Below are 16,055 nucleotides of genomic sequence, written 5' to 3' on the forward strand. Positions count from 1 at the left end.
AACGAAGAACTTGTCTGCAGCCTGGCGGCCGCCAAGGCGGCCATCCCGTAAGTTGTTGCGCCGCTTATTCCTCGGCGGTCTTGCGACTGAACTTCACGCCCAGCTGCTTGAGCTTGCGGTACAGGTGAGTGCGTTCCAGGCCCACTTTCTGCGCCACGCGGCTCATATTGCCGTTTTCCAGCACGATGTGGTACTCGAAATAGCGGCGCTCCAGCTGCTCGCGCAGTTCGCGCAGCGGCAGGTTGAAGTCGAAGCCGGTTTCTTCCACCGGTTTTTCGTGGCGGAACTGCGCCAGCACCTTGTTGACCTCCACCACGTCGATTTCTTCCGACTCGGTGGTCAGCCCCAGGCTCTTGATGATGCTGCGCAGCTGCTCCAGGTTGCCCGGCCAGTCGTACTGGCGCATGGCGTTCAGTGCGGCGGTGGTGAGCTTGCGCGGCGGAATCTGCTTGGACTCCACCAGCTCATGCAGGATCTGCTCGGCGATGAAGATGATGTCCTCGGCGTGCTCGCGCAGCGGCGGAATCGGCACGATGACGCTGGACAGCGCAGTCAGCATGCGGTTGTCGCACTCCGGGTCCACTAGCAGCTCCTGCAGCGGGCGGCTGCAGGAACACACCAGGCGCACGTTGAAGCGGTCGAGCTTGGACAGCAGGAACAGCAGGCCCTGCTGGGTGCGGCGGTTGTACTGGCCGATCTCCGGCAGGAACAGTACGCCGTTATTGGCTTTCTGCAGCAGCTCCAGCGGTGCGTCCGCCAGCTGTTCCAGTTTGGCCGGCATCACCCACGGCATATTGCCGTGGTGGAAGAAGCGCGCCACCAGTTCGAAGCCCACGCCGGGCTCGCCGGTAAGCAGCACCGGGGACTTCACCTTGGAGACGCGGTCCAGCTGGCGCTTGAGTTCCTGGATAGGCGCGCTCTTGCCGAGCTTATCCAGGTTCAGCGAGGTATTGGCCTGCATGTCGCCGTATTTGAGCGCGCGATGCACGGTGCTCAGCAGCTTTTGCAGCGCGATGGGCTTTTCCAGGAAATCGAAAGCGCCGATGCGGGTGGCTTCCACCGCGGTATCGATGCTGGCATGGCCGGACATCATCACCACCGGCATGTTCAGCTGCCCGGACTTGGCCCACTCCTTGAGCAGGGTGACGCCATCGCAATCCGGCATCCAGATATCCAGCAATACCAGCGCCGGCCGGGTCTGACCACGCAACTGGCGGGCCACTTCGGCATTCTCGGCCAGGGCTACGGTGAAACCTTCGTCCTGCAGGATCTCCGAGAGCAATTCCCGGATACCGATTTCGTCATCAACAATCAGAATGTCGCTGCTACGCATTAAGCCTCCAGCAATGGCAGGGTGAGAAGAATCCGCGCGCCGCCATTTTCACCATTGGCCAGTTGAATCTGGCCGTGGTGCTCCTCCATGATCTTCTTGACTACGGCCAGGCCCAGCCCGGTGCCCTTCGCCTTGGTTGTTACATAAGGCTCGAAAGCACGATGCAGTATGTCTGCACTGAACCCGGCGCCGTTGTCCTGAACACAGACGAGCGCGTTCCTTCCTTCTAGTCGGCTGCTAATGTGAATCATCGGGATGTCAGCGTCAAGGACTGCATCTTGTGCGTTCAGCAGAAGATTGTGCAGTACCTGGCGCAGCAGCGCGGCATCCCCCATGAACGGCAGTGTCTGGGCACATAGTTCCGCCTTCACCGCCGGATTGCTTTCGTACAGCGTCAATACCTCTCGAATCAAGGTGTTAAGCTCCAGCGGCACCAGCTTGGTACGCGGTGCGCGCGCATAATCGCGGAACGCATCCACCATGCCTTTGAGCGCGCCAACCTGCTTGATGATGGTATCGGTGGCGCGGCGCAGCATGTCGGCATCCGGCCCTTCCAGCTTATCGCCCAGCTTCATCGCCAGCCGCTCGGCGGACAGCTGGATCGGCGTCAGCGGGTTGCGGATCTCGTGTGCCAGGCGCTTGGCCACCTCGCCCCAGGCGGCATCGCGCTGCGCGCGGCCCAGCTCGGTGATGTCGTCAAACACCACCACGTAGCCGGTACCGGAACGCTCCGGCAGCACCGCGCCGCGCACCACCAGCTGGCGCTGGCCGTTCACGCCGACGTAGTCGATCTGCTGCTGCCAGTCGTGCGGGCTGACATTGCCGGCCTCGCGCAGAATGGTATCCACCAGCGGCGCCAGTTCCGGACGCAAGGCAGGCCATACCTGCAGCTCATGCGTCGCCAGCGCTTCGAAGTCCACCCCCAGGATGCGGCCGGCACTGGTGTTGGCCGCACGCAGGTTCCAGTTGCTGTCGAAGGCCACCACGCCGGCCGACAGGTTGGCGAGGATGCTCTCCAGGTACAGCTTGCCCGCTTCCAGCAGGCGGCGGTTCTCGTCGGCGGCCAGCCGCGCCTCGTCCAGCTGCTGCGTCATGCGGTTGAACATGGTGGTGAGAATGCCCAGTTCGTCCTTGCGGTACACCGGGTGGCGCTTGGAATAGTCGCCCTGCGCTACTGCACGGGTGCCTGCGGCCAACTCCGACAGCGGCGCCGACAGCCGTTCGGAGATGAACAACGCAAACGCCAGCGCGGCGGTGAGCGCCAGCAGGAACACCAGCGCCAGCGTCAGCATGTAGAAGGTTTTCAGCCCGTCACGCGCCAGTACCAGCTGACGGTAGTCGGCGCGCGCGTCCTCGATCAGCTCGGCATCGCGCGCAATCTGCCGCGGTGCCGGCTGGATCAGCTGCACCACCAGCGCCTCGTCGCTCAGGTAGTTGCGGTACGGCAGCAGCACCTTGAGCAGCAGGCCGCTGCCCGGGTCGTTGTCGATGCTTTCATGTTGCTTGCGCCCCTGCAGCGAGCGCAGCAGTTCGTAGTCCGGCGCCCGCGGCAGGTAGCGCAGCTCGTCCGGCCCGGCAAAGCTCACCAGCTTGCCCTGGCGGGTGTAGACGGCGATTTCCTCCACCCCCAGCTGTTCGCGCAAGTGCGCCAGCCGGCTGGTGAGGCCGCGATCGGTCTGGTCGGAGATATCGTTGACCACCACCCGCGCCTTGCGCGACAGGTCGTTCAGCACGTAGCCCAGCGCATTGCGCCCCAGTTCCAGGCCGCGGTCCAGTGCGGTTTCCACCTGCACGTTGAACCAGCTCTCGATACTGCGGGTCAGGAACTGTGCCGACACGGTGAACACCAGCATGCCAGGCAACAGCGCCACCACGGTGAACATCACCACCATCTTCTGGGTGAGCTTGGCGCCGAATTCGCGGCTCTTCACCCGGCGGCGCAGGCGCAGCACCTGGCGCACCACGATGCCGATCAGCCCGGCGAGGCCCAGTACGTTGAGGCCGAATACCCACCAGTAGTATTCGGCCAGCTTGGAAGTGTTGCCGGTGGAAATCGCCAGCAGGTACATCATCACCACGCCCAGCGCGGCGGCTATTGCCGGGTAGCGCATCAGCTGCCCCCCTCTACCGCCACGTGGCTCCACGACGACTCCATGCCCCAGTCGCCGGAACCCAGCACATTGAGCTGGAACGGCCGCGGCAGCTGGCCGATATCCAGCTCCAGCTTGATGCGGCCCTGCAGCAGCTTGCGGTCGGCCTCATCCCAGTCGCTCACATCCAGCACCCGCCAGCCGGCGATGCTGCCCACCGCGGCCATGGCTTCCTGCAGGCTGCCGTAGCTGTTGGCCAGCCCGCCGATGGCCACGCGGTAGCGGTTGGTGAGCCGGTAGTACATCACCTTGAAACTGAGCGTGGCGGTGGGTTCGAAGAAGTGCTTGAGCCGCAGCCAGTAGGCACTGCTGCGCGGGTGGGTGAGTTCGAAAGTGAGGCGGAAGGTCAGCGGGATGCCCTGCTGCACCGCGTCCTGCAGGCTGGCGGGCAGCGCAATCTGGTAGCGCGAGGACACCGCCAGCGCGTTGTCCTCCACCTCGGCGCGGGCACGCAGCGCGGTAATGCCTTCGGCCGCCTGTGCCGCAATAGGCAGCAGGCAGGCAGCCAGCATCAGCAGCAGGCTAAGGACGTTTCGCCAGGAGCGCGTAGTAGAAGCCGTCATGTTCCGGGGTTGGCAGCAATTGTTCGTCTTGTAGTAGCTGGGCGTCTGGGTGACGCTGCAGGAACGCATCCACCTGCTGGCGGTTCTCCTCCGGCATGATGGAACAGGTGGCGTACAGCATTTTGCCACCGGCGGCGAGCAGCGGCCACAGTGCATCGCTCAAGGCGCCCTGCTGCTGCCCCAGCGCGGCGAAATCCGCCGGGCGCCGCAGCCACTTGATGTCCGGGTGGCGGCGCACCACGCCGCTGGCCGAGCACGGCACGTCGGCCAGGATGCGGTCGAACGGCTTGCCGTCCCACCACGCCGCCGGCTGGCCGGCATCGGCGGCGACAACGTTGGCCGCAAGCCCCAGCCGCGCCAGGTTGTCTTCCACCCGCGTCAGGCGCGCGGCATCCACGTCCAGCGCGGTCAGTTCGATATTGGCCAGCTCCAGCAGATGGCCGCTCTTGCCACCCGGCGCGGCGCAGGCATCCAGTACCCGCATGCCGTGCTGCACGTCCAGCCAGCGCGCGGCCTGCTGCGCGCCCCAGTCCTGCACCGAGACACGGCCTTCGGCAAAACCCGGCAGCTCGCGCACATTGCACGGCTGCGCCAGCAGCACGGCGTGGCTGTCCAGCGCCCGTGCCGCCATGTCCTTGCCGGCCAGTTCCGCCACGTAGCCGGCGGCATCGCCGTGACGGGCGTTCACCCGCAGCGTCATCGGCGGGTGGCGGTTGCTCTCGTCCAGGATGTCGGCCCACTGCGCCGGGTAGGCGGCGCGCAGGCGCTGCAGCCACCAGCGCGGGTGGTTGTAGCGTGCCTCGTTGTCGCGCTGTGCCGCGGCCAGCAGCTCATCGCGCTGGCGCAGCGCATTGCGCAGCACGCCGTTCACCAGGCCCTTGAACTTGCCGCGCGCCACCGCCGCGGCAGCGTTCACGGCCTGATCCACCACCGCGTAGTCGGCGGCGCGCGTGTGCAGCAGCTGGTACAGCGCCACCAGCAGCAGGCGTTCGATCTCTGCCGCCGGCAACGGCCGCGGCACCAGCTGGCGCAGGATAAAGCGCAGCTGGCCCAACTGGCGCAGGCTGCCATAGGCAATGTCCTGCAGCGCGCCGCGCTCGGCGGCGGAAAGTTCCTGATTGCGCTGGGCATGGGCCAGCGCCTCGGTCAGGGTGCGGCCCTGCTCGACGCGTTCGAGCACGCCGGCCGCCAGTTCCTGGATACGATGCATGTAGGTGTTCCAACAAGAAAACCGGCCACCGTCCCGCAAATGGGACGGTGGCCGTGATTCGACTCTGCGGATGATACCGGTTCAGCGCATGCCGCGCGCGATCTCGTTGAGGCGGGCGATGCGTTCCTCGGTGTGCGGGTGGGTGCGGAACAGGCCGCTGATGCCCTCGCCGGACAGCGGGTTGATGATCATCATCTGCGCGGTTTCCGGGTGCGCCTCGGCAGCCTGCATCGGCCGGCCCTGCGCGTAGTACTCGATCTTCTGCAGCGCATCGGCCAGCGCCAGCGGGTCACCGCTGATCTCGGCGCCGCCACGGTCGGCCTCGAACTCGCGGGCACGCGAGATCGCCATCTGGATCAGGCTGGCGGCCAGCGGCGCCAGGATGGCAACGGCAATCGAGGCCAGCGGGTTGGCCGGGCGGCCCTGCTCGTCGCGGCCGCCAAAGAACATGGCGAAGTTGGCCAGCGCGGAGATGGCGCCGGCCATGGTGGCGCTGATGGTGGAGATCAGCGTGTCGCGGTGCTGTACGTGTGCCAGCTCGTGCGCCATCACCCCGCGCAGCTCGCGGTGGCTGAGCATGCGCATGATGCCGGTGGTGGCGGCCACGGCGGCGTTTTCCGGGTTGCGACCGGTGGCAAAGGCATTGGGCTGGTCTTCGTGAATTACGTACACGCGCGGCATCGGCAGGCCGGCACGCTGCGCCAATTCGGCCACCAGGCCGTAAAACTCCGGCGCGGACTGGGCGTCCACCTCCTGGGCGTTGTACATACGCAACACCATTTTGTCGGAGTTCCAGTAGGCGAACACATTCATCGCGCCGCCGAACAGCAGCGCCAGCAGCATGCCGCTCTTGCCGCCTATCATGCCGCCGATCATGGCGAACAGCGCCACGATGGCCGCCATCAATACCGTGGTCTTCAGCCAGTTAAAACCCATCGTCTGTTTTCCTCTCGTTCCGCTCCAGGGAGATGCGGGCAGGTTTTGGAGCCTCAAGCCCCCAGCACGGTTCCCGCCAGTGCGCCGCGCCCGGCGGCGAATTCGCGTGCGGCCAACCTTTTGCCACCCGCTGCCTGCAGTTCGGTGATGCGCACAAGGCCGTGGCCACTGCCCACCACCACGCCGTCGGCATCGGCGCGCAGCACCTCGCCCGGCGCGCCCTGGCCGTCCAGCGCCTCGGCAAACCACAGCTTGAGCGGCTCGCCGGCCAGCAGGGTGTGCGCCCCCGGCGCCGGGTTGTAGGCGCGGATGGCGCGGGCGATGTCGGCCGCCGGCAGCGACCAGTCCACGCGCGCCTCTTCCTTGCTGAGTTTGGCAGCGTAGGTCACGCCGGCTTCCGGCTGCACCACCGGCTGGCAGTCATCCAGCGCTGCCAGGGTGCCGACAATGGCCTCTGCGCCCAGCAGTGCCAGCTTGTCGTGCAGGCTGGCGGCGGTGTCGCCGGCGGTAATGGCCAGCGGATGCACGCTGAGCATGTCGCCGGTATCCAGGCCCACGTCCATCTGCATGATGGTGATGCCGGTTTCGGCGTCACCGGCCAGGATGGCGCGCTGAATCGGCGCCGCGCCACGCCAGCGTGGCAGCAGCGAGGCGTGGATGTTGAGGCAGCCGCGCGCCGGCATGTCCAGCACCGCCTTGGGCAGCAGCAGGCCGTAGGCGGCCACCACCATTACCTCGGCGCCCACTTCGGCCACCAGCGCCTGCGCTTCCGGCGTCTTCAGCGTCAGCGGCGGCTCCACGCGCAGGCCATACTGCAGCGCCAGCTCCTTCACCGGGCTGGGTTTGAGCTTCATGCCGCGTCCGGCCGGGCGGTCCGGCTGGGTCAGTACCAGCGGAATGTCGTGACCGGCGGCGATCAGCGCCTGCAATGCCTGGGCGGCGAATACCGGGGTACCGGCAAAAATCAGCTTCATCGGAATTCCTCAAATGCGGCGGGGCACGACTGGCGTGCCCCGCATCCAGCTGCAGCCAAGGTTGGCCGCAAGCTTACAACCTGTTCACGATCTGCTGCGCATCGCGCGATACGGCGTTAACAACGTCTTCGAAATGCTCATTGACTCCATGTCAATTCTGCTTCCTCAGCCGTTTTCGCCTTGTCTCGCGCACGCTCGCGAGATCGTGGCCTTCCATTACATGGTGTGCTTTTCGCGCTTCTTCATCTTGGTCTTGATGCGGTTCTGCTTCATCTCGGACAGGTATTCCACGAACACCTTGCCATCGAGGTGATCCACCTCGTGCTGCAGGCAGATCGCCAGCAGGCCGTCGGTTTCCAGCTCGAACGCCTTGCCGTTGCGATCCTGCGCGCGCACCTTCACGCGCTCGGCACGGGTGACCTTGTCGTAGATGCCGGGCACCGACAGGCAGCCTTCCTCGTACACGGTCTCACCGTCCTTCATCAGGAATTCCGGGTTGATGAATACGTAAGGCGCCGATTTGTCTTCGCTGATATCGATCACGATCAGGCGCTGGTGGAAATCCACCTGGGTGGCCGCCAGGCCGATGCCGCGCGCTTCGTACATGGTTTCGAACATGTCATCGACCTGCTTTTGCAGCGCAGCATCAAAAACTTCCACCGGCTTGGCTACCTTGTGCAGGCGCGGATCGGGATAATGGAGGATATTAAGTAATGCCATAATCAAAACCGTTTCAGTTGAGAGATGCCGACAGGGCTGTCAATAATGTTGTCAGCATCCGGTGGTATGCGTTTTCCGTCCAGTGCCGGCTACAGATGGGGTCACTTTCAGATGTTCAAACCTATTATATCTCTTGTCCTGGCTGTTGGCCTGTCCGCCCCGGCGCTGGCCGATACCCTGCAACTGCGCGCCGACGCGCCGCAACGCTACGTGGTGAAGAAGGGCGACACCCTGTGGGACATCTCCGGCAAGTACCTGAAGTCGCCGTGGAAGTGGCCGCAGCTGTGGCGCATGAACCGCGAAGAAATCAAGAACCCGCACTGGATCTACCCCGGTGACGTGCTGTACCTGGAATACGTGAATGGCCGTCCGGTACTGCGCATCGGCAGCAACCGCACGGTGAAACTGTCGCCGCAGGTGCGCAGCACGCAGCTGGACGAGGCCATCACCATGATTCCGGCCAAGGTGATCGAACCCTTCCTCAAGCGCCCGCTGCTGGTGGATGACGAAGCCGCCTACGAAAAATCGCCGCGCATCGTCGCCACCCAGGAAAACCGCGTGATCCTGTCCACCATGGACCCGGCCTACGCTACCGGCATCACCAGCGGCGGCACCTGGCAGGCCTACCGCCTGGGCCGCCCGGTGATCGACCCGGACACCAAGGAAGTGCTGGGCCGCGAAGCGGTGTACGGCGGCGACCTGCAGGTACGCAAGCTGGCCGAGGTATCCACCCTGGAGGTGGCCAATGTCGAGGAAGAGATCCTGATCGGCGACCACCTGGCGCACAAGAACGAGAAGGAAGTGCAGCAGTACATTCCGCACGAGCCGCCGGCCGAGCTGAAGGGCAAGATCGTGCAGAGCGTCAGCGGCGTCAACGAAATCGGCCAGCTGTACAGCGTGGTGATCAACCGCGGCCAGCGCGAGGGGGTGGAAGTCGGCCACGTGTTCGGCATCTACCGCGCGCCCAAGATCGTCAGCGTCGAAAACGAAGGCAAGAAGCAGGATCTGGCGATGCCGACAGAAAAAATCGGCAATATGATCGTCTACCGCGTGTTTCAGAAGGCCTCCTACGCGCTGGTGATGAACACCAGCCAGCCGGTATTCGTCGGTGACAAGGTAGCCGCACCGGAATGAGCGACAGCCTGCTGCAGTGGGCCACGCTGGCGCTGTCGCCCGGCGTAGGCCCGCAACGTTTCCTGCAGCTGATTCAACGCTTCGGCAGCGCCGCCGCCGCACTGGCGGCCAGGCCGGCACAGCTGGAAGGCATTCTGGAACGCGATATCGCCGAACAGCTGGGCGGCGAACTGGCGCAGCAGGCCGCCACGGCGGCGCTGGCCTGGGCCGAGGCCGACAACTGCCAGCTCGTCACCCTGCTCGATAACGACTACCCCACCCAGCTGGCCGAAGCCGGCGCCCCGCCGGCACTGCTGTTCGCCCGCGGCCGGCGCGAGCTGCTGGCCGCCCCGATGATTGCCATCGTCGGCAGCCGCAACTCCACACCGCAGGGCGACGACAACGCCCGCAGCTTCGCCCGCAACCTTGCGGCCAACGGCTACAGCATCGTCAGCGGCCTGGCCGAAGGCATAGACGCCGCCGCGCACCAGGGCGCCCTGGAGCAGCCGGCCGGCACCGTGGCGGTGATCGGCACCGGCATCGACCGCATCTACCCGGCGCGCAACCGCGAGCTGGCGCACCAGATCGCCAGCCAGGGGCTGATCCTGTCCGAGTTTCCGCTGGGCACACCACCCGCCGCGCAGAATTTTCCGCGCCGCAACCGCATCATCGCCGGCCTGGCCCGCGGCTGCCTGGTGGTGGAGGCCACGCCGCAGAGCGGCTCGCTGATCACCGCGCGGCTGGCGCTGGAGGCCGGGCGCGAGGTGATGGCCATCCCCGGCTCCATCCACAACCCGCAGGCACGCGGCTGCCACAAGCTGATCAAGGACGGCGCCAGGCTGGTGGAAACCGTGGACGACGTGCTGGACGAGGTTGGCCGCATCGCCGCCGGCCGCCACCCATCCGCCAAAACCAGGCGAGCCGGCGCCAGCGCAGAATCCCGCCAGGAACAAGGCGCCGCACAGCCGCCGCTGCTGGCTGCCATGGGCTTCGATCCGGTGGATGCCGACACCCTTGCCGGCCGCCTCGGGTTGACGCCGGGGGAGGTTTACGCGATGCTGCTGGAGCTTGAAATACAGGGCCTTGTTGACAGCATGCCCGGCGGACGCTACCAACGGCGCGCCGGTGTTGGCGATGCGGCCCGCTAACCGGTTGATTCACCTGAATGTTTGATGTCCTTGCCTACCTGCTGGAAGAGTTCAGCGACCCAGACAGCTGCCCCGCACATGATGACCTGGGCCGCCAGCTGGCCGCTGCCGGTTTCGAAAACGACGAAATCAGCAATGCGCTGGAATGGCTGGAAGGTCTGCACAGCATCAACGAGGGAGCGTACCAGGGCGCCAACGACGGCAGCGGCATGCGCGTGTTCCACGATGAGGAAGTCGAACGCCTGCCCACCGAGGTACGCGGCCTGATCCTGTTCCTGGAAGACAACGGCGCCCTGTCGCCGGCACAGCGCGAGATGCTGATCGACCGCCTGCTGGCGCTGCCGGACGACGAAATCGCGCTGCCCACCGCCAAACTGGCGGCACTGATGGTGCTCTGGGCGCAACGCGCCGAGCTGCCGGTGCTGATTGGCGAGGACCTGCTCACCGCGCTGCACGGTGAACCCACCATGCAATGAGCCGCTGCGCCGGCCCCGGCCGGCAGCAGTGCATGTCAGCAGACAAGAGCGCCCGACTTGCGCTCTTGTTTTGTTTGATGAATACACAATATTGTCGTCCTGACCTACGGGACCTCTGCAGAAACGATCCACATGCCCACTAGCCTGCTGATTGTCGAATCGCCCTCCAAGGCGAAGACCCTGAAAAAATACCTGGGAGGGGATTTCGAAGTCCTCGCCTCCTACGGCCACGTGCGCGACCTGATTCCGAAAAACGGCGCGGTGGACCCGGAAAAAGACTTCGCCATGAAGTACCAGCTGATTGCGCGCAACAGCAAGCACGTCGACGCCATCGTCGATGCGGTGGGCAAGGTGGACCACGTCTACCTGGCAACTGACCCGGACCGCGAAGGCGAAGCGATTTCCTGGCACCTGGTGGAAATCCTCAACAAGAAAAAGCTGCTGAAGGACAAGACCGCGCAGCGCGTGGTGTTCCACGAGATCACCAAGAACGCGGTGCTGGACGCCATCGCCCACCCGCGCGACATCTCGCAGGAGCTGGTGGATGCGCAGCAGGCGCGCCGCGCGCTGGACTACCTGGTGGGCTTCAACCTGTCGCCGCTGCTGTGGAAGAAGATCCGCCGCGGCCTGTCCGCCGGCCGCGTGCAGAGCCCGGCGCTGCGCCTGATCTGCGAGCGCGAGCACGAGATCAAGGCCTTCGTGTCGCAGGAATACTGGACGGTGCACCTGGACAGCCACAAGAGCCGTACCAAGTTCAGCGCCAAACTCAACGAGTTCGGCGGCAAGAAACTGGAGCAGTTCGATATTCCCGAGGATGCCGAGCAGGCCCGCATGCTGGCCGCACTGCAGGGCCACAGCGCCCAGGTTGGCCGCATCGAGAAGAAAAAGAAAACCCGCAACCCGGCGGCGCCGTTCACCACCTCCACCCTGCAGCAGGAGGCGGTGCGCAAGCTGGGCATGACCACCGATCGCACCATGCGTACCGCGCAGCAGCTGTACGAGGGTATCGACATCGGCCAGGGCACCGTCGGCCTGATCACCTATATGCGTACCGACTCGGTGGCGCTGGCCAATGAGGCGGTGGAAGAAATCCGCGGCTACATCACCGAGCGCTTCGACGGCGAGCACCTGCCGAAGAACCCGGTAACCTACAAGAACAAGTCCAAGAACGCGCAGGAAGCGCACGAGGCGATCCGCCCGACCTCCATCCTGCGCACGCCGGAATCGGTAAAGGCCTTCCTGACCGCCGACCAGTTCAAGCTGTACGAAATGGTCTGGAAGCGCACCCTGGCCTGCCAGATGGCACCGGCCAAGTTCGACACCACCAGCATCGACATCCATGTCGGCGAAGGCGTGTTCCGCGCCAGCGGCCAGGTACTGGTGTTCGGCGGCTTCCTGTCGGTGTACGAGGAAGACGTGGACGACGCCGAGGACGAGGAAAACGCCAAGCTGCCGCTGCTGGAAGAAGGCGAAACGCTGCCGGTGGACAAGCTGTACAGCGAGCAGCACTTCACCCAGCCGCCGCCGCGCTTCTCCGAAGCCAGCCTGGTGAAGGCGCTTGAAGAGTACGGCATCGGCCGCCCTTCCACCTACGCCAGCATCATCTCCACGCTGAAGGATCGCGAGTACGTGATCCTGGACAAGAAGCGCTTCTTCCCCACCGACACCGGCGACATCGTCAACAAGTTCCTTACCGAACACTTCGCCCAGTACGTGGACTACAACTTCACCGCCAAACTGGAAAACCAGCTGGACGAGATCGCCAGCGGCCAGCGCCAGTGGGTGCCGGTGATGGACAGCTTCTGGAAGGGCTTCCACAAGCAGATCACCGAGAAGGAAGGCATCAGCCGCGCCGAGGTCACCACCGAAAGCCTGGACGAAGCCTGCCCGAAATGCGGCAAACCGCTGTCGATCAAGTTCGGCAAGCGCGGCCGCTTCATCGCCTGTACCGGCTACCCGGACTGCGACTACACCCGCAACGTGGGTGAAACCGCCGAGCAGGCCGCAGCCGAGGCCGAAGCGCCGACGGTGATCGAAGACCGCACCTGCCCGGAATGCGGCGGCGAGCTGCACATCAAGAAAGGCCGCTACGGCAAGTTCATCGGCTGTGCCAACTACCCGAAGTGCAAGCACATCGAGCCGCTGGAAAAGCCCAAGGACACCGGCGTGACCTGCCCGCAGTGCAAGGTGGGCAGCCTGATCGAGCGCAAGAGCCGCTACGGCAAGCTGTTCTACAGCTGCAATACCTACCCCAAGTGCACCTACGCCACCTGGAACCCGCCGATCGCCGAAACCTGCCCGAAATGCCAATGGCCGGTGCTGACCATCAAGACAACCAAGCGCCGTGGCACCGAGAAGGTGTGCCCGCAGAAGGAATGCGGCTACGCCGAGCAGATCGCGCCGCCGGAAGGCAAGGAAGCCGAGGCCTGATGCGGCCAACGTTGGCCGCAAGCTGCCAGCCCGCCTGATCGAACCGCCCCATGGGGCGGTTTTTTCCTGCCCGCTTTTGCGCTGGCATCCGCCGGGGCACGGGCTATGATTCAGCCAAGGGGATCAGTCGGAGACTCAATGCGTGAAGTGCATGCGGAGCGATGATCGCGCTCCATTCCCGACGGGTTCCCTGCCGTACGCCGCCGTTTGGCGGCGTTTCGCATTGGCGCGCGCCGCCCATTGCCGGCGAGCCAGTGGAGTAGCCGCATCATGCCAAACAGCCAATTCTTCTTCGTGGGCGCCAGCGTGCTCAGCGTGATGTTCAGCCTGGACCAGGCCTGGCCCATGCTGTCGTTTTCGCTGCTGGTGATGTTCACCGGCCTCTGGCGTGCCGACCTGGAACAGATCGCCGACATGGCACCCAGCACGCTGGCGCTGTTCCTCGCCAGAACGGAACTGCCGCTGCTGCCGCTGGAGCGCTTCAAGGGCCACGATCTGCTGTACTACCAGGCGGGCTATCCGGTGTACCGCGTGCTGCGCGCCGGCGGCCATGAATGGGAGCTGGTAAAAGAGCCGCCCCGCCTGGAGCTTGGCGGTGACTACATCCGCGTCTACCCCGGGCTGCTGTATCGCCGCCGCGATCGCTAAGCTGAAGCCGTATAATTGGTCGTCATTCTCGCAAAGACGGCCATGCTTCTCGCTCTCAAGCTGATCCTGGTACCGGGCCTGCTGTATGCGCTGGCCCAAAGCGGCAAATGGTGGGGGCAATATATCGCCGGCAGGCTGGCGGCCCTGCCCTGGGTGGCCGGCCCGATACTCGCCATTCTGGCACTGGAGCAGGGCCAGCACTTTGCCGCCCAGGCCGCCACCATGTCCGTGGCCTCCGTTGCCGCATCGGAAGCCTTCAACCTCGGCTATGCCCGCAGCAGCCAGCACGGCTGGCCGCTCGCCACCCTTTCCGGCGTGTTGCTGTGGTCGGCAACCGCCAGCCTGCTTCCCGGCATAGGGCCGCAGCTGGGCCTTGCGATAGCCGTTGCGCTGCTGGCCAGCTACCTGAACAGCCGGCTGCTACCGGCCATCGATACCCTGCCTGCCCCGGCTGCCAGCCGGCAAGGCGCCGTGGGCTTGCGCTTGCTGGCGGGTGCCGGCCTGACCCTGCTGACCAGCACGATAGCTGCACATGCCGGGCCGCAGTGGGGCGGTATTTTTGCCGTATTCCCGCTACTGGGCTGCCTGCTGGCCATCGAGATACATCGTTACCAGAACCGCCATGCCGTCACCGCGCTGCTGCGCGGCATGTGCCTGGGTCGGCCGGCCTTCATTGCCTTCTGCAGCGTGCTGGCCTTGTGCCTGGGGCGCACGGGCATCTGGCCCAGCTTCCTGCTTGCCACGCTGGCTTGCCTGGCCTGCAGCGAACTACAGCGTCGCCTGCTGCGCTGACGCGCTCAGAAAAACACCACCAGCCCCCACATGGCCGCCAGGTTGAGCAGCCCCAGCAGCTGGGCGGCGCTACCCATGTCCTTCGCCCGCTTGGCCAGCGGATGGCGTTCCAGCGAGGTGTGGTCCACCGCTGCCTCGATGGCGGAATTCAGCAGCTCGATGACCAGCGTGGCCAGCGAGGCAGCCACCAGCAGCGCCTTGCCCATGCCGCTGGTAGGCGCAGCAAAGATCGCCAGCGGGATCAGCAGCAGCGCCAGCAGGGTGAGCTGGCGGAAGGCATCCTCGTGGCGCAGCGCAGCGCGCAGGCCGTCCAGCGAGTAGCCCAGGGCGTTGATCAGCCGGGTCAGACCGGTCTTGCCCTTGAACGGGCTTTCCTTGTGAAGCGTCATGGTGTTCCTGTCACGTGAATGGCCGCCGGCCCTGGCCGGCTCTGCACGGTGAGCGATTGTACGCGACAGACGGCATTGTCATCACGCGGGTCGGCGCAGGCTGCAGCCTTCCCGTTTACAAAACAAAGACCTTTCGCTTTGCGAAAGGTCTTTGTTTACTCGGGGCGGCACAGGCCGCCCCTTGTCCATGCCACTACGTCACTCCGCCGCCGGGCGCTCCACCGCACGCTCCAGCGCATCGATGAACAAGGCGGCAACATTGATGCCGCTCTGGTCCATGATCTCGCGGAAGCAGGTGGGGCTGGTAACGTTGACCTCGGTGAGGTAGTTGCCGATCACGTCCAGCCCGGCCAGCAGGATGCCGCGGCGCTTGAGCTCCGGTGCCAGCGCCAGTGCGATCTCGCGGTCGCGCTCGGACAGCGGGCGTGCTTCGCCACGGCCGCCGGCAGCCAGGTTGCCACGGGTTTCACCGGCCTGCGGAATACGTGCCAGGCAGTAGTCCACCGGTTCGCCGTCGATCACCAGCACGCGCTTGTCGCCGTGGCGGATCTCCGGGATGTAGCGCTGCGCCATCACCGTGCGCGTGCCGTAGTGGCTGACGGTTTCGATGATCACGTTCAGGTTGGGGTCGTCCGGGGTGACGCGGAAGATGCCGCTGCCGCCCATGCCGTCCAGCGGCTTGAGGATGGCATCCTGGTGCTGGCGGATGAAACGCTTGAGGCGGTCCGGACGCGAGGTCACCATGGTCGGTGCGATCTGCTCCTCGAAGTTGAGGATGGCCAGCTTCTCGTTGAAGTCGCGCAGCGCCTGGCCACGGTTGAACACACGGGCGCCCTGTGCCTCGGCCTGGGTAAGCAGCTGGGTGGCGTACAGGTATTCCAGGTCGAACGGCGGGTCCTTGCGCATCACGATGGCAGAAAAGTTCTGCAGTGCCTGCGCCTGCAGCGTGCCCTTGCGGAACCAGTCCTTGTCCTTGCTGCCGGTGAGGTGCACCGGCACCGCCTCCGCCAGGATGCGCCCGCCTTCCACGTACAGGTCACCGGCCTCGCAGAACCAGATGCCGTGGCTGCGCTTGGCTGCCTCCTCCATCATGGCGTAGGTGGTGTCCTTGTACAGCTTGAAGTGTTCCAGCGGGTCGGCGATGAACAGGATGTGCATTGCGTTTTTTCCTTA

Annotated in this window: 15 protein-coding genes; 6 read left to right on the forward strand and 9 right to left on the reverse strand. The window is 65.1% G+C overall.

Features of this window, described 5'->3' with window-relative positions; all coding sequences use genetic code 11:
• Positions 1-64: 64 nt before the first annotated feature.
• The 7 genes from PSELUDRAFT_RS03885 to def form a co-directional block, all read right to left on the reverse strand.
• Positions 65-1,333: a sigma-54 dependent transcriptional regulator gene (locus PSELUDRAFT_RS03885; RefSeq protein WP_088965593.1), complete on the reverse strand. Its 1,269-nt coding sequence runs from the start codon at positions 1,331-1,333 to the stop codon at positions 65-67.
• Complete coding sequence (locus PSELUDRAFT_RS03890) at positions 1,333-3,444, reverse strand: ATP-binding protein (protein ID WP_088965594.1); 2,112 nt, start codon at positions 3,442-3,444, stop codon at positions 1,333-1,335. The genes PSELUDRAFT_RS03885 and PSELUDRAFT_RS03890 overlap by 1 nt, the downstream gene beginning before the upstream one ends.
• A complete protein-coding gene (locus PSELUDRAFT_RS03895) occupies positions 3,444-4,046 on the reverse strand; it encodes a DUF4390 domain-containing protein (protein WP_231895298.1) in 603 nt (200 codons plus the stop codon). The genes PSELUDRAFT_RS03890 and PSELUDRAFT_RS03895 overlap by 1 nt, the downstream gene beginning before the upstream one ends.
• Entirely contained in the window at positions 4,006-5,256 is a 1,251-nt protein-coding gene (gene rsmB / locus PSELUDRAFT_RS03900; RefSeq protein WP_088965596.1) for a 16S rRNA (cytosine(967)-C(5))-methyltransferase RsmB, read from the reverse strand. The genes PSELUDRAFT_RS03895 and rsmB overlap by 41 nt, the downstream gene beginning before the upstream one ends.
• Positions 5,257-5,337: 81 nt before the next feature.
• Entirely contained in the window at positions 5,338-6,192 is an 855-nt protein-coding gene (htpX, locus tag PSELUDRAFT_RS03905) for a zinc metalloprotease HtpX (RefSeq protein WP_088965597.1), read from the reverse strand.
• A 53-nt stretch (positions 6,193-6,245) separates the two neighbouring features.
• On the reverse strand, positions 6,246-7,166 hold the full coding sequence (gene fmt / locus PSELUDRAFT_RS03910) for a methionyl-tRNA formyltransferase (RefSeq protein WP_088965598.1): 921 nt from the start codon (positions 7,164-7,166) through the stop codon (positions 6,246-6,248).
• A gap of 216 nt (positions 7,167-7,382) precedes the next feature.
• Positions 7,383-7,886, reverse strand: a complete 504-nt coding sequence (def, locus tag PSELUDRAFT_RS03915) for a peptide deformylase (RefSeq protein WP_088965599.1) — start codon at positions 7,884-7,886, stop codon at positions 7,383-7,385.
• A gap of 111 nt (positions 7,887-7,997) precedes the next feature.
• Between def and PSELUDRAFT_RS03920 the strand changes: the two genes are divergently transcribed.
• The 6 genes from PSELUDRAFT_RS03920 (at position 7,998) to PSELUDRAFT_RS03945 (ending at position 14,493) form a co-directional block, all read left to right on the forward strand.
• Positions 7,998-9,020: a LysM peptidoglycan-binding domain-containing protein gene (locus PSELUDRAFT_RS03920; RefSeq protein WP_088965600.1), complete on the forward strand. Its 1,023-nt coding sequence runs from the start codon at positions 7,998-8,000 to the stop codon at positions 9,018-9,020.
• Positions 9,017-10,147 (forward strand): DNA-processing protein DprA, encoded by a 1,131-nt coding sequence (gene dprA / locus PSELUDRAFT_RS03925; RefSeq protein ID WP_088965601.1) that lies wholly within the window; start codon positions 9,017-9,019, stop codon positions 10,145-10,147. Before PSELUDRAFT_RS03920 ends, dprA begins: the two co-directional genes overlap by 4 nt.
• A gap of 17 nt (positions 10,148-10,164) precedes the next feature.
• The gene (locus PSELUDRAFT_RS03930) at positions 10,165-10,623 is read left to right on the forward strand and encodes a DUF494 family protein (protein ID WP_088965602.1); all 459 of its coding nucleotides are present in this window, start codon (positions 10,165-10,167) and stop codon (positions 10,621-10,623) included.
• 132 nt (positions 10,624-10,755) lie between these two features.
• Positions 10,756-13,053 carry a type I DNA topoisomerase gene (topA, locus tag PSELUDRAFT_RS03935; protein WP_088965603.1) on the forward strand — a complete coding sequence of 766 codons (2,298 nt, stop codon included), beginning with the start codon at positions 10,756-10,758 and terminating at the stop codon, positions 13,051-13,053.
• Positions 13,054-13,323: 270 nt separating this feature from the next.
• Positions 13,324-13,701 (forward strand): hypothetical protein, encoded by a 378-nt coding sequence (locus tag PSELUDRAFT_RS03940; protein ID WP_088965604.1) that lies wholly within the window; start codon positions 13,324-13,326, stop codon positions 13,699-13,701.
• Between the two features lie 42 nt (positions 13,702-13,743).
• Complete coding sequence (locus PSELUDRAFT_RS03945; RefSeq protein WP_088965605.1) at positions 13,744-14,493, forward strand: hypothetical protein; 750 nt, start codon at positions 13,744-13,746, stop codon at positions 14,491-14,493.
• A gap of 5 nt (positions 14,494-14,498) precedes the next feature.
• Here PSELUDRAFT_RS03945 and PSELUDRAFT_RS03950 read toward each other — a convergent pair whose 3' ends face one another.
• Positions 14,499-14,882: a diacylglycerol kinase gene (locus PSELUDRAFT_RS03950; RefSeq protein WP_088965606.1), complete on the reverse strand. Its 384-nt coding sequence runs from the start codon at positions 14,880-14,882 to the stop codon at positions 14,499-14,501.
• Positions 14,883-15,080: 198 nt separating this feature from the next.
• Positions 15,081-16,040 carry a glutathione synthase gene (gene gshB / locus PSELUDRAFT_RS03955; RefSeq protein WP_088965607.1) on the reverse strand — a complete coding sequence of 320 codons (960 nt, stop codon included), beginning with the start codon at positions 16,038-16,040 and terminating at the stop codon, positions 15,081-15,083.
• Positions 16,041-16,055 lie beyond the last annotated feature (15 nt).

Origin of the sequence: Vogesella sp. LIG4 (assembly GCF_900090205.1) — a bacterium.
In the GTDB taxonomy this organism is placed as follows: domain Bacteria; phylum Pseudomonadota; class Gammaproteobacteria; order Burkholderiales; family Chromobacteriaceae; genus Vogesella.

Excerpts from the sequence above, each read along its gene's own strand:
- PSELUDRAFT_RS03895 (WP_231895298.1), bottom strand. The coding sequence starts at position 4,046 with ATGACGGCTTCTACTACGCGCTCCTGGCGAAACGTCCTTAGCCTGCTG.
- PSELUDRAFT_RS03950 (WP_088965606.1), bottom strand. The coding sequence starts at position 14,882 with ATGACGCTTCACAAGGAAAGCCCGTTCAAGGGCAAGACCGGTCTGACC.
- gshB (WP_088965607.1), bottom strand. The coding sequence starts at position 16,040 with ATGCACATCCTGTTCATCGCCGACCCGCTGGAACACTTCAAGCTGTAC.
- PSELUDRAFT_RS03885 (WP_088965593.1), bottom strand. The coding sequence starts at position 1,333 with ATGCGTAGCAGCGACATTCTGATTGTTGATGACGAAATCGGTATCCGG.
- htpX (WP_088965597.1), bottom strand. The coding sequence starts at position 6,192 with ATGGGTTTTAACTGGCTGAAGACCACGGTATTGATGGCGGCCATCGTG.
- PSELUDRAFT_RS03945 (WP_088965605.1), top strand. The coding sequence starts at position 13,744 with ATGCTTCTCGCTCTCAAGCTGATCCTGGTACCGGGCCTGCTGTATGCG.
- def (WP_088965599.1), bottom strand. The coding sequence starts at position 7,886 with ATGGCATTACTTAATATCCTCCATTATCCCGATCCGCGCCTGCACAAG.
- dprA (WP_088965601.1), top strand. The coding sequence starts at position 9,017 with ATGAGCGACAGCCTGCTGCAGTGGGCCACGCTGGCGCTGTCGCCCGGC.
- PSELUDRAFT_RS03890 (WP_088965594.1), bottom strand. The coding sequence starts at position 3,444 with ATGCGCTACCCGGCAATAGCCGCCGCGCTGGGCGTGGTGATGATGTAC.
- PSELUDRAFT_RS03940 (WP_088965604.1), top strand. The coding sequence starts at position 13,324 with ATGCCAAACAGCCAATTCTTCTTCGTGGGCGCCAGCGTGCTCAGCGTG.
- PSELUDRAFT_RS03930 (WP_088965602.1), top strand. The coding sequence starts at position 10,165 with ATGTTTGATGTCCTTGCCTACCTGCTGGAAGAGTTCAGCGACCCAGAC.
- fmt (WP_088965598.1), bottom strand. The coding sequence starts at position 7,166 with ATGAAGCTGATTTTTGCCGGTACCCCGGTATTCGCCGCCCAGGCATTG.
- PSELUDRAFT_RS03920 (WP_088965600.1), top strand. The coding sequence starts at position 7,998 with ATGTTCAAACCTATTATATCTCTTGTCCTGGCTGTTGGCCTGTCCGCC.
- topA (WP_088965603.1), top strand. The coding sequence starts at position 10,756 with ATGCCCACTAGCCTGCTGATTGTCGAATCGCCCTCCAAGGCGAAGACC.
- rsmB (WP_088965596.1), bottom strand. The coding sequence starts at position 5,256 with ATGCATCGTATCCAGGAACTGGCGGCCGGCGTGCTCGAACGCGTCGAG.